Origin of the sequence: Agrococcus sp. KRD186, from assembly GCF_017168255.1 — a bacterium.
Classification (GTDB): Bacteria; Actinomycetota; Actinomycetes; order Actinomycetales; family Microbacteriaceae; genus Agrococcus.
Genome location: NZ_JABFAP010000001.1, coordinates 2,598,449 through 2,620,520 on the forward strand (window position 1 = coordinate 2,598,449; position 22,072 = coordinate 2,620,520).

19 protein-coding genes are annotated in these 22,072 nt (G+C 71.6%); 7 read left to right on the forward strand and 12 right to left on the reverse strand.

The window, feature by feature from the left end; all coding sequences use genetic code 11:
- The 3 genes from J1M46_RS12765 to J1M46_RS12775 form a co-directional block, all read left to right on the forward strand.
- On the forward strand, positions 1 to 903 hold a 903-nt coding region (locus J1M46_RS12765; protein ID WP_241249118.1), incomplete at its 5' end, for a cytochrome b/b6 domain-containing protein.
- Positions 904 to 1,009: 106 nt separating this feature from the next.
- Entirely contained in the window at positions 1,010 to 1,792 is a 783-nt protein-coding gene (locus J1M46_RS12770) for a sulfite exporter TauE/SafE family protein (RefSeq protein WP_206448729.1), read from the forward strand.
- 52 nt (positions 1,793 to 1,844) lie between these two features.
- The gene (locus J1M46_RS12775; RefSeq protein ID WP_206448147.1) at positions 1,845 to 2,465 is read left to right on the forward strand and encodes a hypothetical protein; all 621 of its coding nucleotides are present in this window, start codon (positions 1,845 to 1,847) and stop codon (positions 2,463 to 2,465) included.
- Between the two features lie 281 nt (positions 2,466 to 2,746).
- Here J1M46_RS12775 and J1M46_RS12780 read toward each other — a convergent pair whose 3' ends face one another.
- The 4 genes from J1M46_RS12780 to J1M46_RS12795 all read right to left on the reverse strand — a co-directional run bounded on the left by J1M46_RS12780 (position 2,747) and on the right by J1M46_RS12795 (position 6,367).
- Positions 2,747 to 4,009, reverse strand: coding sequence for an MFS transporter (locus tag J1M46_RS12780; RefSeq protein ID WP_206448148.1), 1,263 nt, complete (start codon positions 4,007 to 4,009; stop codon positions 2,747 to 2,749).
- Positions 4,009 to 4,428 carry a MarR family winged helix-turn-helix transcriptional regulator gene (locus J1M46_RS12785; protein ID WP_206448149.1) on the reverse strand — a complete coding sequence of 140 codons (420 nt, stop codon included), beginning with the start codon at positions 4,426 to 4,428 and terminating at the stop codon, positions 4,009 to 4,011. Before J1M46_RS12785 ends, J1M46_RS12780 begins: the two co-directional genes overlap by 1 nt.
- Before the next feature lie 197 nt (positions 4,429 to 4,625).
- Complete coding sequence (locus J1M46_RS12790; protein WP_206448150.1) at positions 4,626 to 5,021, reverse strand: hypothetical protein; 396 nt, start codon at positions 5,019 to 5,021, stop codon at positions 4,626 to 4,628.
- Between the two features lie 110 nt (positions 5,022 to 5,131).
- Positions 5,132 to 6,367 (reverse strand): phosphotransferase, encoded by a 1,236-nt coding sequence (locus tag J1M46_RS12795; RefSeq protein ID WP_206448151.1) that lies wholly within the window; start codon positions 6,365 to 6,367, stop codon positions 5,132 to 5,134.
- Between the two features lie 95 nt (positions 6,368 to 6,462).
- On the opposite strand from J1M46_RS12795, the gene J1M46_RS12800 reads away from it, so the two are divergent.
- Together J1M46_RS12800 and J1M46_RS12805 are read left to right on the forward strand one after the other, a co-directional pair.
- Positions 6,463 to 8,091: a sensor histidine kinase gene (locus J1M46_RS12800; RefSeq protein ID WP_206448152.1), complete on the forward strand. Its 1,629-nt coding sequence runs from the start codon at positions 6,463 to 6,465 to the stop codon at positions 8,089 to 8,091.
- Entirely contained in the window at positions 8,076 to 8,738 is a 663-nt protein-coding gene (locus tag J1M46_RS12805) for a response regulator transcription factor (RefSeq protein WP_206448153.1), read from the forward strand. Before J1M46_RS12800 ends, J1M46_RS12805 begins: the two co-directional genes overlap by 16 nt.
- 13 nt (positions 8,739 to 8,751) lie before the next feature.
- On the opposite strand, the gene J1M46_RS12810 is transcribed toward J1M46_RS12805, so the two are convergent.
- From J1M46_RS12810 to J1M46_RS12845, 8 genes are all read right to left on the reverse strand, one after another.
- On the reverse strand, positions 8,752 to 9,873 hold the full coding sequence (locus J1M46_RS12810; RefSeq protein ID WP_206448154.1) for a phosphotransferase: 1,122 nt from the start codon (positions 9,871 to 9,873) through the stop codon (positions 8,752 to 8,754).
- Positions 9,874 to 9,914: 41 nt separating this feature from the next.
- Complete coding sequence (locus J1M46_RS12815; protein ID WP_206448155.1) at positions 9,915 to 10,403, reverse strand: MarR family transcriptional regulator; 489 nt, start codon at positions 10,401 to 10,403, stop codon at positions 9,915 to 9,917.
- Positions 10,400 to 11,017, reverse strand: a complete 618-nt coding sequence (locus J1M46_RS12820; RefSeq protein WP_206448156.1) for a CE1759 family FMN reductase — start codon at positions 11,015 to 11,017, stop codon at positions 10,400 to 10,402. The genes J1M46_RS12815 and J1M46_RS12820 overlap by 4 nt, the downstream gene beginning before the upstream one ends.
- Complete coding sequence (locus J1M46_RS12825) at positions 11,014 to 12,192, reverse strand: LLM class flavin-dependent oxidoreductase (protein ID WP_206448730.1); 1,179 nt, start codon at positions 12,190 to 12,192, stop codon at positions 11,014 to 11,016. The genes J1M46_RS12820 and J1M46_RS12825 overlap by 4 nt, the downstream gene beginning before the upstream one ends.
- A 164-nt stretch (positions 12,193 to 12,356) precedes the next feature.
- Complete coding sequence (locus J1M46_RS12830; RefSeq protein WP_206448157.1) at positions 12,357 to 13,634, reverse strand: MFS transporter; 1,278 nt, start codon at positions 13,632 to 13,634, stop codon at positions 12,357 to 12,359.
- 25 nt (positions 13,635 to 13,659) lie between these two features.
- Complete coding sequence (poxB, locus tag J1M46_RS12835; protein ID WP_206448158.1) at positions 13,660 to 15,378, reverse strand: ubiquinone-dependent pyruvate dehydrogenase; 1,719 nt, start codon at positions 15,376 to 15,378, stop codon at positions 13,660 to 13,662.
- 84 nt (positions 15,379 to 15,462) lie between these two features.
- Positions 15,463 to 16,770, reverse strand: a complete 1,308-nt coding sequence (locus J1M46_RS12840; protein ID WP_206448731.1) for a uracil-xanthine permease family protein — start codon at positions 16,768 to 16,770, stop codon at positions 15,463 to 15,465.
- 70 nt (positions 16,771 to 16,840) lie between these two features.
- Positions 16,841 to 18,532: a thiamine pyrophosphate-dependent enzyme gene (locus J1M46_RS12845; protein ID WP_241249120.1), complete on the reverse strand. Its 1,692-nt coding sequence runs from the start codon at positions 18,530 to 18,532 to the stop codon at positions 16,841 to 16,843.
- Positions 18,533 to 18,805: 273 nt separating this feature from the next.
- Between J1M46_RS12845 and J1M46_RS12850 the strand changes: the two genes are divergently transcribed.
- Together J1M46_RS12850 and J1M46_RS12855 are read left to right on the forward strand one after the other, a co-directional pair.
- A complete protein-coding gene (locus tag J1M46_RS12850) occupies positions 18,806 to 21,064 on the forward strand; it encodes an excinuclease ABC subunit UvrA (protein WP_342384377.1) in 2,259 nt (752 codons plus the stop codon).
- A 69-nt stretch (positions 21,065 to 21,133) separates the two neighbouring features.
- Entirely contained in the window at positions 21,134 to 22,024 is an 891-nt protein-coding gene (locus J1M46_RS12855) for an alpha/beta hydrolase (protein WP_206448160.1), read from the forward strand.
- Positions 22,025 to 22,072: the final 48 nt, after the last annotated feature.

Below are 22,072 nucleotides of genomic sequence, written 5' to 3' on the forward strand. Positions count from 1 at the left end.
CAGCCCGTCCCGCTCCCCACCACCCCCAAGCAGTGGATCGGCGCCGGCGTGCTCGTCGCGCTCGCGATCGTCGGCCTGGCCACGATCGTCGTCGCCATCGCCCGCTGGTTCGCTGGGCTCGAGCCGGTCGCCGCGTTCATCGCGCAGTACCCCGGCACCTATGAGCTCCCCGAGGGCGCGCCGGTGGGCCTGCCGGTCTGGCTCAACTGGTCGCACTTCTTCAACCTGTTCTTCATCGCGCTGATCATCCGCAGCGGGCTCCAGGTGCGGAGCGAGCGCAAGCCACCCGCGTACTTCACCTCGAAGCGCACCGGCCACAAGGCATCCATCACCGTCTGGCTGCACACGAGCGTCGACATCCTCTGGGTGGTGAATGGGCTGATCTTCGTCGTGCTGCTGTTCGCGACCGGCCAGTGGATGCGCATCGTGCCCACCAGCTGGGAGGTCTTCCCGCACGCCATCTCGGCCGGCCTCCAGTACGCGACGCTCGAGTGGCCGCTCGAGGACGGCTGGGTCAACTACAACGCGCTGCAGCAGCTCGCCTACTTCGTCACCGTCTTCGTCGCCGCCCCGCTCGCGATCGCCACCGGTGTGCGCATGAGCGGCTGGTGGCCCGAGAACGAGCGGCTCAATCGCGCGTACCCGGTGGCCTGGGCGCGCGCGATCCACTTCCCGACGATGCTCTACTTCGTCGCCTTCATCGCCGTGCACGTGCTGCTGGTGCTCACGACCGGAGCGCTCCGCAACCTCAACCACATGTTCGCCGCGAAGGCCGACGACGACTGGATCGGCTTCCTGCTCTTCGTCGGCGCCATGCTCGTCACCGCGGCGGCCGTCGTCGCCGCCCGCCCCACCCTGCTCTCGCCGATCGCGAGCCGCTTCGGCAAGGTGACCGCCCGATAGCGGCACGGTGTCTGCCCGATAGCGGCACCGGTCGCTGCATGCGCCGTGTGCCGATGTGTCGAGCGGATGCGCTGGCGCACGACAGGATAGACGGGTGAGTAACGAGATGGAGACCGAGCACCGCAGGCCGATCTTCGCGCTCATCGGGATCGGGCTGCTCTCGGGCTTCCTGTCGGGCATGTTCGGCATCGGCGGCGGCATCGTCATCGTGCCGCTGCTGGTGCTGCTGGCGAAGTTCCCGCGCAAGCTCGCCGCCGGCACGTCGCTCGGGGCGATCGTGCCCGCCGCGCTCGTCGGCGTCGCGAGCTACGCGGCGGTCGGCAACGTCGACTGGCTGGTGGCGCTCATCCTCGTGGTCGGCTCGGTCATCGGCGCGCAGGTCGGCGCGCACTTGCTGCACAAGCTGCCGGTGCTGGCGATCCGCTGGGCGTTCATCGTCTTCCTGGCGGCCGTGGCCGTCAGCCTCTTCCTGGTGGTGCCCTCGCGCGACGCGCAGCTGCAGCTCGACGTGCTGCCGATCATCGGGCTCGTCGCGCTCGGCTTCGCCACAGGCGTGCTCTCGGGCATCCTCGGCGTCGGCGGCGGCATCATCATCGTGCCGATGCTCATCCTGCTGTTCGGGCAGAGCGACCTGGTCGCCAAGGGCACCTCGCTCGCGATGATGATCCCCACCGCGATCTCCGGCACGATCGGCAACCTGCGGCGCAAGAACGTCGACATCGTCGCCTCGCTCATCGTCGGGCTCTCGGCCTGCGTGACGACCGCGCTCGGCGCGGCCGCCGCCATCGCGCTCGACCCGCGCACCGCATCCGTCATCTTCGGCGCCTTCCTGCTGGTGCTGATCGTGCGGCTGGTGTTCGAGGCGATCAAGCAGGGGCACAAGGAGTGATGGGCGCGGCGAATGATGAGCACACAGATGCCGAGCGCAGGGGAGTGACGGCATGACGCGGCACATCGTCTTCCTGCTGATCGGCGCGATCTTCACCGTGATCGGCAGCACCGTGCTGGCGGTGTTCCTGCGCGTGCTCACCGCCGGTGGCCTGGGGGAGCTGAGCCCGATGGTGCTCATCCCCGCGGTGTTCGCGGTGCTCGGCATCGTGCTCGTGGTGATGGCGATCCGCGGCATGCTGCGGCACCGGGAACGGCGCGCGATGCCGCTCGCGGTCGTGCGCGCCGAGCCTCCGGGGGCCCGCTCGGGCCGCTGGGATCTCGACGACGTCGCCAGCGGCATCGCCAGGCGGCTGGTCGGCAGCCCGTGCGCGGTGCACCACGCGGGCGAGCGCATCGAGATCCGCTGGGCGGGCGAGGTGGCGCAGCATCGCTGCGAGCTGCGCGACGCCGGCGAGGGGGTGCTCTCGCACTCGGACGTGATCGAGTCGGCGCTCGAGGTGCTGCGGCTGCACAAGGGGGTGACGTTCCGCGCCGGGCCATCGCGCAGCCGCGCGTCGCGGCGCAGCCTGGTGCACGGCTCTGGCGGTGCGTTCGACACCGTCGACCGGCGAGCGGTGCACACCGCGCTCGACGAGACGCTCGCGCTCGCCGGCTGGCGCCGCGAGGGCTGACCGCGACGGACCCCCGCGAGCGCTCGCGCCGCTGCCGCCGACGCGGCATGGACCTCTGCGAGATCTGGGGACCCCGCAGATCGGGACCGCAGATCCCGAAGGGGTCCGGCTGCGGCGGGGCTCGAGCCGGAACGGGTCCGCAGATCCCGAAGGGGTCCGGCTGCGGCGGGGCTCGAGCCGGAACGGGTTCGCAGATCCCGAAGGGGTCCGGCTGCGGCGCGGCTCGAGCCGGAACGGGTCCGCAGATCCCGAACGGGTTCGCGTTGCTGGCCGGCGGGCGGCTACTTGACGATGTTCGTCGACTCCGTGGGCGGCGGCAGCGTCAGCGTGCCGGTGCGGCTCATGCGGTCGTCGCGGCGCACGCGCACCCAGTAGATCGCTCCGACGATGAACGCGACGAGGCACGTGACCGCGGCGACCATGATGCCCCAACGGGGACCGAAGGCATCCGCCACCCACCCGACGATCGGTGCGCCGATGGGGGTGCCGCCCATGAAGACCGCGCCGTAGAGCGCCATCACGCGGCCGCGCACCTCGGGGGCGGAGGTGAGCTGCACCATCGAGTTGGCGTTCGTCATGAACAGCTGCGCCGTGAAGCCGGCGAGCGCGAGCGCTGCGCCGAACAGCCAGATGTTGGGCACCCAGGCGGCGAGGCTGCAGGCGAACACGAACATGCCGATGCCGCCGACCAGGAAGGTCCAGCGCGGGCGCGACGAGCGGGCCGACATCAGGGCGCCGGTGACCGATCCGATGGCCATCGCGCTCGAGAGCAGGCCGAACACGTCGGCATCCGCCTGGAACTCGGTGGCCGTCATGGTCGAGATGTAGATGGGGAAGTTCAGGCCGAAGGTGCCGAGGATGAACGCCATCAGGAAGATGATCAGCAGGTCGTGGCGCTTCCGCACGTACTTGAAGCCCTGCACGATGTCGCCCAGGCCCTTCGCGCCGCGCGGGCTCGGCTGCAGCTCTGCCGCGCGGATGCGCACGAGCGCGACGAGCATGGCGATGAAGGTGAGCGCGTTGATGAGGAAGACCGGGCCGGGGGAGACCAGCGCGATCAGCACGCCGGCGACTGCCGGGCCGATCAGCCGGGCGCCGTGGAAGGAGGCGGAGTTCAGCGCCACCGCGTTGGCGATGTCGTCCTGGCCAACGAGCTCGGAGACGAACGCCTGCCGGGCGGGCATGTCGAAGGCCTGCACGACGCCGAACATGAGCGAGAAGACCTGCACGTGCCACAGCTCGACGATGCCGGCGGTGACCGTCACGCCCAGCACGAGCGCGAGCACCCCCATCGCCGACTGCGTCACCAGCAGCACCTTGCGCCGGTCGTACTTGTCGGCGATGAGCCCGGAGATCGGCACGAGCAGCAGCTGCGGGGCGAACTGCAGGGCCATGTTGAGGCCGAGGGCGGTGGCGTCGTTGTCGGTCAGCACCGTCAGGACGGTCCACGCCAGGGCGGTCGACTGCATCCAGGCGCCGACGTTCGAGATCAGGGCGCCCGTGAACCAGGTGCGGTAGTTGAAGCGCTTGAGGCTGCGGAACATCACCGCTCTGCGAGCCGTTCCAGAATGGGCACGGCGCGCTCGATGATCTCGCGCTCCTCGGGGGAGAGCCGGTCGAGCGCGTCGGCGAGCGCCCGGTTGCGGCGCCTGCGCAGGCCGTCGATCATCTCGTCGCCCTTGTCGCTGATGCGCAGCACCATCATGCGGCCGTCGGTGGGGTGCGCGTCACGCTCGATGTAGCCGAGCGACTCGAGGTGCTGCAGCGTCTTCACCATGCTGGGCGGCTTCACGCCCTCGCAGGCGGCGATGCGCGCGAGCGTCGGCTCCTCGAGCTGCTGGATCGCGCCGAGCGCCGACATGTGGTGGAGCGAGAGCGCGTCGTCGCCCTGCTCGCGGCGCATCCTGCGGCCCATGCGCACCAGCGCCACGCGGAGGGAGGCGGCGAGTGCGGTGGACGGCATGTCGTTAGCCTACCTCACGATCTGTCAGGCGCCGTCGGCAGTCGCTGCGGCCCGGCGCCGTCGGCAGTCGTTGCCGCCCGGCGCCGCCCGCCGCGGCCCGGCTGCTGACTTCCCGCCGGTGCGACCGGTGCCGCGCGCTGGGGTGCCGCGCGCTGGGGTGCCGCGCGCTGCGGTGCCGCGCGCTGGGGTGCCGCGCGTCAGTCGTTCGAGGCTGCCGAAGCTGCGGAATCTGCGGAGGCCGCCGAGGCCGAGCCCACCGGTGCCACGGGCACGGGCTGCGGCGCGGGGGCGGGCGCCACCTCCGCCGGAGCCGGGGCCGACGCCGCTGCCGAAGGGGCTGCCGGTGGCTCGCTCGCGCTCGGCGTCGCGGTGGGCGACGGTGCGACGAGCGCGCTGCCCAGCTTCTCGAGATCGACCGGGGCCGTGCTGCCCGGCGAGCCGGCAGTCGTCCCCTGGATCTCGGCGCCGGCGATCTCCGCGCCGGAGACGTCGCGCACGTCCAGTGCGCTGGCGACGCTCATCGCGCCGAGCGAGATGACGCCGACGCTGAGCACGCCGGCCGTGCCGACAAGGATCCACTGGTTGCGCTTCATGGTCACCAGCATCGTGGCCGCGCGTGAGGCGTGCAGGAGCGCCAGATGAGAGCCCTCTCATCTTCGCCGCGGGCGGCCCCGCGCGGCCGATCGTGGCGGCACGGGGGGCCTCAGCCGCTGAGCATCCCCTCGAGCAGCGCGACGGCGATGGTCAGCTCGGCGGTCGCCATCTCGAGGTCGCCGCGCTCGATCGGCGCGAGCGCGTGCGCGAGCACGTGGACGGCCGTGCGGTGCGCCACGCGCACGCTGCCCGGTCGGTCGGCCGCCAGCCAGCGCCCGGCCGCCGCATCGAGCAGCCGCCGGAAGCCGGCCGAGCGCTCCGCGTCGGCGCGCGAGAGCACGAGCGAGGCGACGAGGTGCCCCATGAAGGCCGCCTCGTCGTCGGCCGGATCGCCCAGCCCGCAGGTGTCGATGTCGATCACGCCCGAGATCGCGCTCGCGTCGTCCTCCGCCACGAACAGCTGCCCCACGTGCAGGTCGCCGTGCACGGTGCGGCGCACATCCTGGTCGACGACGAGGGCGGATGCGTCGGTCGACGTGATCATGGCGGTGACGGCGCGGAGCGGGCCCGCCAGGGCCGCGGCGTCAGCACCGAGCGCGATGGCGCGATCGACTGCGGCGGCGCTGCGGGTGAGGTACCAGTCGCTGCGGTCGGCGAGCGAGGCGCGGGCGTCGCGGCCGGTGTCGACGCCGCCCATGTGCTCGCGCAGCGACTCGATCGAGTCGAGCAGCCGCTCGGGGTCGAGCTCGTGCAGCCGCGAGGTGAGGGCCGTGCCCGCGGCGGTCTCGGTGAGCACGATGCCGAGCTCCGACCAGCCGGTGATGAGCGGCACCGGCACACCGCCGGCGCGCAGCGACTCCTGCAGCTGCACGATCGAGGCGGAGGCGTCTGGACGCACGATCTTGAGGTACGTCTCCCGCTGGCCTGCACGCATCCGGAACATCGCGCGCTTGCCGGGTCGGTAGACGAGCAGCTCTGGCCTGCGGTCGATGCTGATGCCGAGTCGGCCCATCAGGGTGGCGGCGGCGTCGGGGAAGCTCGCCGGGGCGAGCGCCGGCAGCCGCGGATCGGCCGGGTGCAGCCAGATGCGCGCCTCCGGCCGCTCGGGGTCGCCGAGCACGAAGCCGGTCTCGCTCTCGACCTGCTTGCCGGAGGTGTCGACGTACCAGTAGCGGATCGGCGCATCCTGCCCCGGCTGCGGCGCCTCCTCGAAGCCGGTCAGTGCCCCGGAGCCGTAGGGCTCGCGGCTCAGCACGCGCAGCTCGCCGGCCAGGTCGTCGCCGAGCGCGTCGCGCAGCATCTGCTCCTCGGCGCTGCGGGTGCCGGGGCTGGTCAGGTGATCCACACACCGATCTCACCATGTCCGCCTGCGCTCCGCCTGCAGATGAAGGTTCTCTCACCTTCGGGCGTCGCGCCCGCGTGCAGGGTTGAATGGGTGCCATGCCCGATTCCGTCATGCCGCGCCTGCGCACGTGGACCGTGCGCTCGCGGATCGTGGGGCTGCTGACGGTGCTGACCCTGCTGTCGGTGTTCGCCGCGGGTACGGTCGCCTACTTCGTCGAGCGCTCGCGCGTGATCGAGCAGATCGACGTCAACCTGGAGTCGGCGCTCGAGTCGGGCAGCTTCACGGTCTCGAGCGCGACGGTGCCATGGGGGTCGGTCGAGCTGGCGCTCACCGCGGTCGTGCAGCGGGTGGCGCCGGACGGCAACACCGGCACGCTCGGCATCCTCGACGGCCGCGCCGCGCTCGTGCCCGGTGTGCCCGCCGACGTGCAGCTCGAGAAGCTGCCCGGCTTCGTGGATCGCATCGTGGCCGAGACCGCAGGGCACGCCACCGTGATGGGCACCTACGTCAGCGAGGACGGCGAAGCCGTGCGCTACGTCGCGGCGCCCGTCTCGCTGGGCGAGGTCGATGAGAGCCGGCCGCCGCAGGCGGTGTTCGTCACCGGCTACGCCGTGCAGCAGGAGCTGGCCGAGATCAACGAGGCCGCCCAGGTGTTCACCATCACGGCGCTCGTCGCGACGCTCGTGACGTTCCTGATCGCGCTGTGGGTCTCCGGCCGGCTGCTGCGGCCGATCCGGCGGATGCGCGAGGTCGCCGAGCGCTCCTCCGCCGCGAACCTCGACGAGCGGATCCCCACCGGCGACGGGCGCGACGACGTGTCGCAGCTGGCCGTCACCGTCAACCGCATGCTCGACCGGCTGGGCGGCGCGCTCGACAGCCAGCGCGAGCTGCTGCGCGATGTCGGGCACGAGCTGAAGACGCCGATCACCATCGTGCGCGGCCACCTCGAGCTGGTCGACAGCGCCGACCCCGCCGACGTCGACGAGACGCGCGACCTGGCCATCGACGAGCTCGACCGGATGGCGCGGCTGGTCGACGACCTGCGCTCGGCCGCACGCCTGCGCGACCCGGGCGCGTTCTCGATCCGGCCCACCGACCTGGCCGTGCTCACCGAGCACATCGCCGCCAAGGCGCGTGCCATCGCGGGCGCCGACATCGCCGACGAGGTCTCGAGCCCGCCGGTGACCGCTGCGCTCGACCCCGACCGCATCACCCAGGCGATGCTGCAGCTGGTCGCCAACGCCCTGCGGCACGCGCACGGCCCGATCGCGATCGGCGCGCGGGCGCGGGGGCGAGACGTCGAGCTGTTCGTGCGCGACCGCGGGCCCGGTGTGCCGGACGAGCTGAAGACCGTCATCTTCGAGCGCTTCCGCCGCGGCATCGCCGAGGGCCGCGGCGACGGCGGCTCGGGCCTGGGCCTGTCGATCGTGCAGCTCATCGCCGAGAGGCACGGCGGCCGCGCGTGGGTGACGGATGCGTGGGTCAAGCAGGCGGGTCAGGAGCAACCGACGCGGGGCTCGGAGTTCATCGTGTCGCTGCCGGGAGCGGTCGTCATCGACGAGGTGCCGGACCCGGCCACCGGCGTGGGCCAGACTGACCCCGGGGGTGCGGCGACGCATCCGCCGGCCCCGCCGGCCCCGCCGGCACCAGCACGCGACGGCAACGACCCGGCCAATACCGACCCCGCCAGCAACGACGAGGAGCAGCCATGGCATCGATCCTGATCGCAGAGGACGAGGCGCGCATCGCCTCGTTCGTCGAGAAGGGGCTGAAGTCGTCGGGCTACACGACCCGCGTGGCGCCCACCGGCCCCGAAGCGCTCGATCTGGCGCTCACCGACGAGTTCGACCTGCTGGTGCTCGACATCGGCCTGCCGGGCATAGACGGCTTCGAGGTGCTCGCGCAGCTGCGCGGCTCGGGCTCGACGATGCCCGTGATCATCCTCACCGCGCGGGCCGGCGGCGCCGACACCGTCGCCGGGCTCGAGGGGGGCGCCGACGACTACATGGCGAAGCCCTTCCGCTTCGACGAGCTGCTCGCCCGCGTGCGGCTGCGCATGGCGACGCACGCGGCGAGCCCGGCGTCGGCGTCGGAGCTCGCGCACCAGGGGCTCGAGCTCGACATCCGCACCCGGCGCGCGACCGTCGACGGTCGCGCGGTCGACCTCTCGGGGCGCGAGTTCGCGCTCGCCGAGGAGCTCGTGCGCCACGCCGGGCAGGTGCTCTCGCGCGAGCAGCTGCTCTCGCGCGTGTGGGGCTACGACTTCGACCCGGGCTCGAACGTCGTCGACGTCTACATCCGCTACCTGCGCAACAAGCTGGGCGCCGAGCGCATCGAGACCGTGCGGGGGATGGGCTACCGGCTGGTGTGAGCGGCCGGGCCGCTCAGCGCGAGCGGCGGATGCCCTGCAGGTCGAGCGCCTCGTCGAGCAGCAGGTTCGCGGCTTCGGCGCTGCGCTCGGCGGCGCGGATGGCGTGGCCCACCAGGTGGAGCGAGGTGAGCGCCGTCGTGTGCGGCGTCAGCATCCAGCGGTCGGCGGCGGTCTCGGCAAGCGTGTGGAGCAGCAGCGCGTCGCTCGCCCGGCCGGCGACCTCGTTGCGGACGGCGCTCGCGGTCGCGTGCCCGATGAACGCGGCGGTGTCGTCGCAGCGATCGCCGAGCCCGGCGGTGTCGACGTCGATGATGGATGCGACGGCGCCGTCGGCGAAGAAGAGCTGGCCGATGTGCAGGTCGCCGTGGATGACGCGCGGAGCGCCGACGCGCCGGATGTCGGGCTGCACCGCCGCGGCCAGCGCGTGCACCTCGCGCTCGCGCTCGGGCAGCAGCGCCGCCAGCCGGTCGATGTGCCACTCGATCCTCGAGCCCACCGACGCCCGGGCGATGCGCCGGGTGCGCACGCCGGCCAGCCGCTCCCGCAGATCGTCGACCGCGTCGAGCAGGTCGGATGCGCTGGTCGCGGCCGCGGCGACGGGGCCGCGGATGCCGGGTGCGTCGCGCACCACGAGCACGCCGGAGGGGGCCCAGTGCACCACCTTCGGCGCAGGCACGCCGGCGTCGCGGCACGCCTGGTGGATCATCGCCAGATCCTCGGCCTCGCCCGGCCGCACCACCTTCACGAACAGGTGGCGCTCGTGCTGCGTGAGCCGCACCACGGCCCGCCGCCCCGGGCGGTAGGAGAGCACGCGCGCGTCGATGGGGCCCGGCGTGCTGCCGCCCGCGAGCGCGATGCGCAGCAGCCGCTCGGGATCGAGGGCGGTGCGCAGCGCCGGCAGGCGCGGGTCGAAGGGGTGCTTCCAGATGCGGGCGACGGGCTTGTCGCCGCCGTCGCGGATCACGAAGCCGGTCTCCCTGGCGACCGGCTGGCGCGAGGTGTCGACGAACCACTCGCCCTGCTCGGGCCCGTCGTCGACGGTGAAGCGCACGATGCGACCCTCGCCGAAGGGCTCGCCGGCGATGTGGCGACCGGGTGTCCCGATCGCCTGCTCCAGCAGCCGCGCTTCCAGCATGTCCCCATCGTTCCAGGGTTCGGCTGGGACTCGCCCGCAGGTCAGCCGGCGGCGGGCGTGTCGTCGCCGTGCAGGTCGTCGGCGGCGCGCTCCAGCAGCCGCGTGCGCAGCGGCCCGAAGACGCGATCGAGCACCGCGATCGCCTCCGCGTCGAGCCCGTCGAGGAAGAGCTCGTCGACGTGGCGAGCGTGCACCGGCCGTGTCCGTCGCAGCCGCATGCGACCCGCGTCGGTGAGCACCGCATCCGTGCCCCGCCGGTCTGCCTCGCTCGGCTCACGGGCGACCAGCCCCTCGCGCTCGAGGGCGGTGACGCGGTACGTGAGCCGACCCGGCGCGAACGCGAGCGCACGCGCCAGATCGCCCATGCGCATCCGCTCGCCGTCCGCCTCCGACAGCACCAGCAGCACGTTGAAGTCGCCCAGGTCGAGGTCGCACGAGGCCTTCATGCGGTGCTCGAGCTCGTTCATCAGCAGCTGCGAGCCCTCGATGTAGCCGCGCCAGGCGCGCAGGGCGAGCGGTCGGGAGCTCACGCGTGCCCCAGCATCTGCTCGAAGGAGACGAAGGCGTCGCCCTCGATGTCGAAGGGGTCGGCCTCACGGCGGCGGGGCATCGCGACCATGAGGTCGGCCAGCTCCTGCCCCTCGCGGGCGATGCGGCGCTCGAGCCCGGATGCGCTGCCCCAGTCCTCGGCGGCGGCGAAGACGCCCGTGGGCACCACCTGCGCCTTGAGGTAGGCGAACATCGGCCGCATCGCGGTGTCCATCACCATCGAGTGGCGGGCGGTGCCGCCGGTGGCGCCGAGCGCCGTCGGGATGGAGGCGAGCTGGCCCTCTTCGATGACGTCGAAGAACGACTTGAACAGCCCCGAGTAGCTCATGTTGAACACCGGCGTGACGGCGATGATGGCCTCCGCGTCGATGACCTCCTTCATGGCGCCATCGAGCGCGTCGGTGGCGTTGTGGGTGAGCATGTGGCTCGCGATGTCCTGCGCCAGCGGGCGCAGCGTGACGTCGACGACCTCGGCGTGCTGGCCGTGCGCGGTGAGCGCCGTGAGCGTGGCGTCGCGCAGCCGATCGGCGAGCAGCTTCGTGCTGCTGGGCTCGCCGAGGCCGGCCGAGACGACGACGATGCGGGGGCTGCTCATGCCTCGCCGCCCTGGCGTGCGATCGCGGCACCGGTGTCGAGGTCGGCGCGGGCGCCCTGCTCCTGCCAGGCGTTGCCCTGCTCGCCCATCTGCGTGCCCGCCTCACGGGCCGCCGCGACGCGCGCGGCGTGCGTAGGCGCATCCGGAACCCCGTCGGCGCGCAGCAGGTCGAACTCACGGCGCAGCACCGGCACGACCTCGGTGCCGAGGATCTCGATCTGCTCGAGCACCTCCTCGAGGGGCAGCCCGGCGTGGTCGACGAGGAAGAGCTGGCGCTGGTAGTCGCCCGCGTAGTCGCGGAACGACAGGGTGCGCTCGATGACCTGCTCTGGGGTGCCGACGGTGAGCGGTGTCGCCTCGGTGAACTCCTCGAGGCTCGGCCCGTGGCCGTAGACGGGCGCGACGTCGAAGTAGGGGCGGAAGGCGTCCTTGGCCTGCTGCTCGGTCTGCTTCATGAAGACCTGGCCGCCGAGGCCGACGAAGGCCTGCTCGGGCTCGCCGTGGCCGTAGTGCGCGAAGCGCGAGCGGTAAAGCTGCACCATGCGCTCGGTGTGCTCCTTGTTCCAGAAGATGTTGTTGTGGAAGAAGCCGTCGCCGTAGTACGCGGCCTGCTCGGCGATCTGCGGGGAGCGGATCGAGCCGTGCCACACGAACGGTGCGACACCGTCGAGCGGTGCAGGGGTCGAGGTGAAGCCGGTGAGCGGCGTGCGGTGCTTGCCCGACCAGTTGACGACGCTCTCGTGCCAGAGCTTGTGCAGCAGTGCGTAGTTCTCGATCGCGAGCTCGATGCCGTCGCGGATGTCCTTGCCGAACCACGGGTAGACCGGGCCGGTGTTGCCGCGGCCGAGCGTGAGGTCGGCGCGGCCGTCGCTGAGGTGCTGCAGCATCGCGAAGTCCTCGGCGATCTTCACCGGGTCGTTCGTCGTGATGAGGGTGGTCGCGGTCGAGAGGATGAGCTTCTCGGTCTGCGCGGCGATGTAGCCGAGGGTGGTCGTCGGGCTCGACGAGAAGAACGGCGGGTTGTGGTGCTCGCCGGTGGCGAAGACGTCGAGGCCGACCTCCTCGGCCTTCTTGGCCATCGCGACCCAGCCCTTGATGCGCTCGTGCTCGGTGGGGGTCTTGCCGGTCGTCGGGTCCTGGGTGATGTCGCTCACCGAGAAGATGCCGAACTGCATGCTGCTCATGGGGGTGGTCCTTCCGTCGCGAGGCAAGTCTTTCAAAGTTGAACAATTAGTGCAACGGGTGCTGTGGGCACCCTATTCCCGGTGATCTCAACGTGTCAGGTGCTCGTTCGGCGCAGGGAGTGCGGCATGAGCGCACCTGACACGTTGAGATTTGCTCAGACGCTGGTTGCCGGGTCGATCGAGGGGCCCTCGAGCGTGGCGGTCGCGGTGTCGGCGGGCGCGCGCTGCGCGCGGCTGAGCAGCACGAACGGGATCGCTCCGGCCGAGATGATGCCGCTGAGCAGGAGCGAGAAGCCGTAGCCGCCGATGTCGGCCGAGCGGCCGAGGATCGGCTGCGCGATGGCGCTGCCGCCCGAGCCCATCAGCGAGTCGAACGAGAGCACCGTCGCGCGCTGCTTCGAGGGGATCATGTCGTTCAGGTAGGCCCGGTGCACGGGGTCGTCGATCGACGTCATCACGCCCCAGACGGCGACCAGCGCGATCGCCACCCAGAAGTTCTGCACCAGGCCGATGCCCACCAGCACGACGACGCTCGTCACGGCAGAGAGCAGGATCGTCGACGTGCGCTTCCGGAACCACCGTCGCACCACTGGCGCCAGGAAGCCGCCGGCCATCGCCGAGCCCGACAGCAGCGCCGCCGCCAGGCCGGCGATCGAGTACGCCTCCGGATCGCCCCAGAGCTCGAGCAGGTAGGGCTGCAGCGCATAGAAGGCATAGAAGCCGACTCCCGCGGTGAACGGGCTCGCGAGCATCAGCCAGCGCACCGGCGGGTTGCCGAGGCCGTGCGTGAGCGAGGCGCGCAGCACCGTGCGGGTCGCCTCGATCGGCCCCTCGTTGCGGTCGGGCGTGAAGCCCAGATCGCGCATGAGCAGCCCCGCGAGCACCACCATCAGCACGAGCACGCCCGCCCGCATCAGGAACGGCACCCCCAGATCGGTCAGCTGCGCCACCACGCCGCCGAGCACCGATCCCACCAGCATCGCGCCGCCCGACACGACCACCGAGCGGCCGAAGACGTGCTCGAGACTGCCCTTGTAGCCCGTCGCCTGCAGCGCATCCACGAGCCAGGCGTCGACGGCGCCGGTGAAGAAGGTGAAGCCGAGCCCCAGCAGCATCGACGCCAGCGCCCAGCCCCAGAACGGCGCCTCCCACAGCCACATCAGCCAGTACAGGCCGGTGGTGACCGCGAGCGTCGCCGAGCCCAGCACGTACGACCAGCGCCGCCCCATCGTGTCGGCGACCACCCCGGTGGGGATCTCGAAGATCAGCACGCCGATCGTGTAGAACGCATTCGCGGTGAACGCCTCGAGGTTCGTCAGCCCGGCATCGAGCAGGAACAGCGTGTTGATGCCCCAGATGAACGAGGCCGCGAGCGTGTTGCCCAGCACCAGCACGTAGTATGTGCCCTGCACGCGGCGAGGGGTCGGCAGCATGCGCACCCCCTCCGATGCGGCCGGCTCAGAAGAGCTGGCGCCAGTTGGTCCGGGCCAGATCGAGCAGCTCGTCGCCGCGGCCTGACAGTACCGTGCGGATGGCGTAGAGCGCGAAGCCCTTCGCCTGCTCGAAGGCGATCGACGGCGGGATGGTGAGCTCCTGCGGGTCGCACACCACGTCGACGAGCGCCGGCCCGTCGTGCGCGAACGCCTCGGTGAGCGCCGCGTCGACGCCGGCGGAGTCCTCCACCCTGATCCCCTTGATGCCCATCGCCTCCGCGACGCCGGCGAGGCTCGGGTTCTCGAGATCGGTCGCGAAGGGCACGAGCCCCGCGGCCTTCATCTCCAGGTCGACGAAGTTCAGCGACGAGTTGTTGAACACCACGATCTTCGCCGGCAGCTTGTTCTGCGTCAGCGCCAGCAGGTCGCCCAGCAGCATCGTCACACCGCCGTCGCCCGAGAGCGTGACCGTCTGCCTGGTGCGATCCTGCCCGAGCACGCCGATGGCCTGGGGGACGGCGTTCGCCATCGATCCGTGGTTGAACGAGCCCAGCATCCGTCGTCTGCCGTTCATGGTGAGGTACCGGGATGCGTAGACCACGGGAGAGCCGACGTCCGGGATGAAGACGGCGTCGTCCGCGGCCAGTTCACTGATGCGCCGGGCGAGGTACTGCGGGTGCACCGGCTGGCCCCTGCGCGCCGGGGACGCCAGGTCGTCGAGCTTCTCGCGGGTCTTCGCGTAGTGCTTCTGCGCGTCCTTCAGGTGCCGGTCGCCCTTCTGCTCGAGGTGCGGCAGCAGCGCCTGCAGCGTCTCGGCGACGCCGCCGACCAGGGCGACGTCGACCGGGTGCCGCCTGCCGATCTGCGCGCCGCGGATGTCGACCTGCACGTACTGCGCGTCGGGGTAGAACTGCGGGTACGGGAAATCGGTGCCCAGCAGCAGCACCGCATCCGCGTCGCTCATCGCCCGGAAGCCGCTCGCGAAGCCCAGCAGCCCCGTCATGCCGACGTCGTAGGGGTTGTCGTGCTCGAGGTGCTCCTTGCCGCGCATCGCGTGCACGATCGGGGCGCCCAGCCGCTCGGCGACCGCCAGCACTTCGGCGTGCGCGCCCGCGGTGCCCGCACCGCCGAGGATCGTCACCGTGCGCGCCTGGTTCAGCACGTCGGCGGCCTCGAGCAGGTGCATCGGCAGCGGCACCGTGGTCGAGTGGGAGCGGCGGATCAGGCGGCGCCGGTCGTCGGCGATCTCGGCCATCGCCACGTCGCCAGGGATGACCAGCACCGCGACGCCGCGCTGCTCGATCGCCGCGCGCATCGCGATCTCGAGCAGCCGCGGCATCTGCTTCGGGTCGGCGACGTACTCGACGTAGACGGAGCATTCGCGGAAGAGCTCCTGCGGGTGCGTCTCCTGGAAGTAGTTGGTGCCGATCTCGACGGTGGGGATGTGCGCGGCGATCGCCAGCACCGGCACGCGGCTGCGGTTGGCGTCGTAGAGGCCGTTGATCAGGTGCAGGTTGCCCGGGCCGCAGCTGCCGGCGCAGACCGCCAGCTCGCCCGTCATCTCGGCCTCGGCGCCGGCGGCGAAGGCGGCGGTCTCCTCGTGCCGCACGTGCACCCACTCCATGCGATCTTCGGTGCGGATCGCCTCGGTGAAGGCGTTCAGCGAGTCACCGGGCAGCCCGTACACGCGCTGCACGCCGTTGGCCACGAGCGTCTGGACGATGTTCTCCGCAACCGATCCCATGCCGCCACCCTGGCACGCGGCGGTCGGCGCGACAATGGCTGCGCGCCGCGGCCGCATGTGCCGATGCGAGCGGATGCGGTGTGCTCAGTCGGCGGGGTCGGTGGCGGGCGGGGCGTGGTCCGCCCGCACCTGCCGGTCGCCGCCGCGCAGCCGCTCGAGCCCCGCCATCAGGTGGTAGATCACGAGCGTCGCGACCGTACCGAGCACGATGCCCTCGAACAGCAGGGTGCCGGCCGAGAGCGTGAAGTTGGCGATCGCGACGATGAGGCCGACGCCGGCGGCGAACTGGTTGCGCGGCTTCGAGAAGTCGACCTGGTTCTCGATCCAGATGCGCACGCCGATGATGCCGATGAGCCCGTAGAGCGCGGTGGTGACGCCGCCGAGCACGCCGGCGGGCACGGCGAAGATGATCGCGCCGATCTTCGGGCTCAGGCCCAGCAGGATCGCCGTGAACGCCGCCACCCAGTAGGCGGCGGTCGAGAAGACGCGCGTCGCGCTCATCACGCCGATGTTCTCGCCGTAGGTGGTCGTGGCCGAGCCGCCGAAGAGGCCGGCGATCGTGGTGGCGATGCCGTCGGAGAAGAGGGTGCGGCCGGCGAGCGGGTCGAGGTCGCGGCGCAGCAGCGCGCCGACGCCCTTCACGTGGCCGAGGTTCTCGGCGATCAGCGGCAGCACGACGGGCACGAACATCAGCAGCGCGGGCAGCAGCGCAGGGTCGAGCGCGGGCATCGCGAACTCGGGCAGGCCGATCCATGCGGCGTCGGCGACCGGCTGCCAGTCGATCTTGCCGGTCGCCGCCGCGACGGCGTAGCCGACGACGACGCCGACCAGGATGGCGAGGCGGCCGATCAGCCCGCGGAAGAGCACCGCGGTGAGGATGACGGCGCCGAGCGTGATGACGGACAGCAGCGGGTCCTTGGCGAAGTTGTCGCGTGCGGCCGGCGCCAGGTTGAAGCCGATGAGCGCCACGATCGTGCCGGAGACCACCGGCGGCATGACGGCGCCGAGCCAGCGGGTGCCCGAGAAGTGCACGATGACGCCCACGATCGCCAGCAGCAGCCCGACCAGTACGATGCCGGCGAGCGCGAAGCCGTGGCCGCCCATCGCGGTCGCGGCGCCGACCGGCGCGATGAACGCGAACGACGAGCCGAGGTAGCTGGGCAGCTGGTTCTTCGTGACAGCCAAGAAGAGGATCGTGCCGATGCCCGAGAACAGCAGCGTCGTCGACGGTGGGAAGCCGGTGATGATCGGAACCAGGAAGGTGGCGCCGAACATGGCGACCACGTGCTGCATGCCGAGGCCGATGGTGCGGGCCCAGCCGAGGCGCTCCTCCGGGTAGACGATGTCGGTCGCGGTCAGGTTCGTCTCGTCGCGCTTGGTCCAGGAGAACATGCTGCCCTTCGGTGCGGGAAGCCGGGTGCGTCCGGCGGCGGCAGTCACCGCCTCACGGATCGTATCCGCGTCAGTACGCCTGCGAGCGCTGCTCCGTGATGACGTGCAGCAGCACGAAGCGCTCGCCGGCGCGCCAGCGCGAGAGCGCCTGCTCGACGGCTGCGGGCACCTCGGCGTCGGTCTCGACCCGGATGCCGAAGCCGCCGTAGGCGTTCGCGAGCATCGCGAAGTCGGGGTTCTCGAGCTGTGTGCCAGAGACGCGGCCGGGGTGGCGGCGCTCCTGGTGGGTGCGGATGGTGCCGTACTCCTGGTTGTCGACCACGATGACCAGCGGCGTCGCGCCCAGCTGCTTCGCCGTCGCCAGCTCCTGCCCGTTCATCAGGAACTCGCCGTCGCCCGCGATCGAGACGACCTGCCGCTCCGGGAAGTGCAGCGAGGCGGCGACCGCAGAGGGGATCGAATAGCCCATCGAGCCGTTGCCGCAGCTCACCATCGAGGGGTAGACGCGGGTCGGGAAGTAGCGGTGCGCCCAGTTCGTGTGCTCGCCGGCGCCAAAGGTGACGAGCGCGTCGTGGTCGAGCTGCGGCACCAGGTGCGCCATCACGGTGTCCATGGATGCGGGACCAGGCTTCGGCGCGCGCGGCGACAGGGTGCTGAAGGCCCGCTGCTGCTCGCGCAGGCGCGCCGTCCAGTCCGCCCGGGCGTCGTCGGGGGTGAGGTCGATGCGCTCGAGGTCGCGGGCGAAGGCACCCGGCCGGGCGAGGATGTGATGGCTGACGGCACCGGAGCGGCCACGCAGCGTCGGGTCGATCGAGACCAGGAAGTTGCGGCGCTCCCAGCCCTGCCGCACCAGGAAGCCGTTGGTGACGACGTCGCCGGGCAGCGTGCCGACGAAGACCAGCAGGTCGCATTCCTCGAGTACGTCGAGGGTGGGCTTCGGGCGGCCGTAGCCGATCGGGCCCGCGTAGCTGGGCGAGTCGAAGGGCACGATGCCCTCGGTGCGCCACTCGGCGACCGCCGGCAGCCGGTGCTGCTCGAGCCAGCCGGTCAGGCGCGCGGAGGCATCGGCGTCCCAGTCGCTGCCGCCGGTGACGAACAGCGGCTTCTCGGCCGTCTCGAGCGCGTCGCGCAGCGCCTCGAGGTCGTTCGCGGTCATGCCGCCCTCGGCGACCGGCAGCTCAGGCTGCTGGTGCTGCGGGATCGTCTCGCGGATGACGTCCTCGGGCAGGCCGATGACGACCGGGCCGGGCCGGCCAGCGCGGGCGAGGAAGAGCGCGTCGGCGACCACCTCCTGCGCGCGCTCGGCGACGTCGAGGATGACGACGCTCTTCGCTCCGGCCGCGAACCAGCCGTCCACGTCGAACTCCTGGAACGCCTCCTTGTGGCGGTGCGCCAGCGGGATGAGGCCGATGAAGAGCACCATCGGGGTCGAGTCCTGCCACGCGGTGTGCACGCCGACGAGCGCGTTGGCGGCGCCCGGTCCGCGCGTCACCATCGCGATGCCCGGCAGCGGGCCGAGCTTGCCCTCCGCCTCCGCCATGTAGGCCGCGCCGCCCTCGTGGCGGCAGATGACGGTCTCGATCGACGACTCGTGCAGCCCGTCGAGCACCTCCAGGTAGCTCTCGCCCGGCACCACGAAGGTGCGGCGGATGCCGTGCTCCTCGAGCACGCGGACGATCTCGTGCCCGGCGGTGGCGGTGGTGGGGGCAGCGTCGGCCGCGGATGCGGGCGCTGGTGCGGGCGCGGAGATGAGCTGTGTCAAGACGACTCCAAGTTTCGACCGTGCGGAAGAGAGAGGGCGGTGCTCCGGATGCGTCGCGTCGTCGCGGGCGGGGCGGTGCGGTTCCGTGCGTCCAGGGTTCGCGGACGATCGCGGGGGAGACGGTGGTGCCGTGCTGCTCTCGAGCGTAGAGAAGCGGGCGCTGCGCGCCCCGACGGCAGGCTGCGAAAGATCGTCGACTCTTGCCCGAGGTGCAAGCACCTCGTATTCCTGTCGCCCGGCGACGGCGTGGGTGGCGCCGGGTACCGTCGACGCGTGAGCGAGCACATCAGCGTCCGCGGGGCGCGCGAGAACAACCTGCAGTCCGTCGACCTCGACATCCCGAAGCGGCAGCTGAGCGTCTTCACGGGCGTCTCCGGCTCCGGCAAGTCGGGCCTGGTCTTCGGCACCATCGCCGCCGAGTCCCGGCGGCTCATCGACGAGACCTACGAGGCCTTCGTGCAGGGCTTCATGCCGCCCGCGCCGCAGCCGGAGGCCGACGGTCTTGAGGGGCTCACCGCCGCCATCCTCGTCGGGCAGGATCCGATGGGGGCCAGCAACCGCTCCACGGTCGGCACGGCGACGGATGCGTACACGATGCTGCGCGTGCTGTGGTCGCGGGTGGGCACGCCGCAGCTGGGATCCTCGGCGTACTTCTCGTTCAACGACCCGGCGGGCTTCTGCCCGGCCTGCGAGGGCATCGGGCAGGTCTCGGCGATCGATGTCGACGCCATCGTCGACCGCTCGAAGAGCCTGAACGAGGGTGCGATCGGCTTCCCCGGCTACACGCACGGCACCTGGTACTGGAAGCAGTACGCCGAGTCGGGCCTGCTCGATCCCGACAAGCCCGTCGCCGACTACAGCGACGACGAGCTGCACACCTTCCTGCACGGCGAGGAGCGCAAGGTCGCCTTCGCGGGCTTCAACCTCACCTACGAGGGCCTCATCCCGAAGCTGCGCAAGTCGGTGTTCTCGAAGGAGCGCGATAAGATGAAGCCCACGCTGCGCGCGGCGGTCGAGGCCGCGGCCACCTTCGGCCCGTGCGAGGAGTGCGGCGGCACGCGCCTGAACGAGCGCGCCCGCGACGTGCGGGTGCAGGGCAGGACGATCGCCGAGGCGACCGCGATGCAGCTCACCGAGCTCGCGCCGTTCATCGCCTCGATCCCGGCCGAGTCCGGCGGGGCCGGCACCGCCCCGCTGCGCGCGAAGCTCGTCGACCTGCTCGAGACCTTCGACGCCATCGGGCTCGGCTACCTCTCGCTCGATCGCCCGGCCGGCTCGCTGTCGGGCGGCGAGTCGCAGCGCACCAAGATGGTGCGCCACATGGGCTCGGCGCTCACCGACATCACCTACGTCTTCGACGAGCCCACCGCCGGACTGCACGCGCACGACGTCGAGCGCATGAACGGCCTGCTGCAGCGGCTGCGCGACAAGGGCAACACGGTGCTGGTCGTCGAGCACAAGCCCGAGGTGATGGCGATCGCCGATCACATCGTCGACATGGGGCCGGGTGCCGGCACGCACGGCGGCACCGTCGTCTTCCAGGGCACCTTCGACGAGCTGCGCGCCTCCGGCACCCGCACGGGCGAGCACCTCGAGCATCGGCAGCAGATCAAGCAGTCGGTGCGCGAGGCCACCGGGCACCTCGAGATCCGCGACGCGCGCTCCCACAACCTGACGGGGGTGGATGTGGATGTCCCCGCGGGCGTGCTCGTGGCCGTCACCGGGGTGGCGGGCTCCGGCAAGTCCTCGCTCATCCACGGCTCGCTGCCGCGCGGCGGCGTCACCTTCGTCGACCAGAGCGCCATCAGGGGATCGCGGCGATCGAACCCGGCGACCTACACCGGCATCCTCGAGCCCATCCGCAAGGCCTTCGCGAAGGCCAACGGCGTGAAGCCGGCGCTGTTCAGCGCCAACTCCGAGGGCGCCTGCCCCGAGTGCAAGGGCCTGGGCGTGCTCTACTTCGACCTCTCCTTCATGGCGAGCGTCGCGACCGAGTGCGAGCTGTGCGGCGGGCGCCGCTTCACCTCGGAGGTGCTCGACTACGAGCTGCGGGGCGCCTCGATCGCCGACGTGCTCGAGATGTCGGTGGAGCAGGCGCAGGCCTTCCTGACCGAGAAGGCCGTGCAGCCGATGCTCACCCGGCTGCTCGACGTGGGCCTCGGCTACGTGCGGCTGGGGCAGACGCTCTCGACGCTCTCCGGCGGTCAGCGGCAGCGGCTGAAGCTGGCGATCGAGCTGGGCAGCGACTCGGCGACCATCGTGCTCGACGAGCCCACCACCGGCCTGCACATGGCCGACGTCGACAACCTGATCGGGCTCCTCGAGCGCATCGTCGACGACGGCCGCACGGTGATCGTCATCGAGCACAACCTCGACGTCGTCTCGCGCGCCGACTGGGTCATCGACCTCGGCCCCGGCGCCGGAGCGCAGGGCGGCCGGATCGTCTCCGAGGGCACACCGGCGGCGCTCGCGGCCGAGCCCGGCGACTCGCTCACCGGTCGGCACCTGGCGAAGCGGCTCGCCGCCGCCTGAGCCCCGAGGTTCCACTCAGGCGCGGCGCTCGATGCGGGGACTGCGCCCGTCCCGTCCTACAATCCGGGCATGCCAAAGTTCACCGCGCTGCGCACCGAGTCGACCTTCGTCGACCTGCAGGGCGTCACTGTGCACTACTACCGCTGGCAGCCGGGCAAGCCGAAGGCCGCGATCCTGCTGGTGCACGGGCTGGGCGAGCACGCGCTGCGCTACGAGCACGTCGCCCAGCGCTTCGTGGCGGCCGGCTACGCCGTCTGGGCGATCGACCAGCGCGGCCACGGCGCGACCGGCGTCGAGCAGCACGGCGGCGACCTCTCGAAGCTCGGCAAGCTGGGCCCGGGCGGCATGCGCGCGGCGGTGGGCGATCTCGTGAGCGCGCTCAAGCGCATCCGCGGCGAGCACCCGAGCCTGCCGCTGGCGATCCTCGGCCACTCGTGGGGCTCGGTCCTGACCCAGATGCTGCTCAACGCGCACGACGGGCTCGTCGATGCGGCCGTGCTCAGCGGCACCGCCTACCGCGTGCCGGGCTGGATCAAGCCGGGCGACTACAACGCCCGTCACACGCACCTGGGCGACACCGGGTACGAGTGGCTCTCGCGCGATCAGGCGGTCATCGACGCCTTCGTCGAGGATCCGCTCACGTTCCCCGCCGAGCCGCTGCGGGTGTTCGGCCCCATCGAGGGCGTGCGCCAGTACGGCGTGCCGAGCCGACGCATTCGGCCAGGGCTCCCGGTGCTCATCGCGGGCGGCTCCGACGACTCGCTCGGCGGCACCAAGTCGCTGCAGAAGCTCGGCGAGGCCTACCGCCGGCGCGCGGGCCTCAGCGACGTGACCGTCGTGGTCTACCCGGGTGCCCGGCACGAGATCCTCAACGAGATCAACCGCGCGAAGGTGCTCGACGACATCGTCGAATGGCTCGACGCGCGGCTCTTCCCCGCGCCGGCCCGGCAGACTGGCTGAGCCGCTCCGCACTGCCCCGCAGGCTGGCTGGGCCGCTTCGCCCTGCCC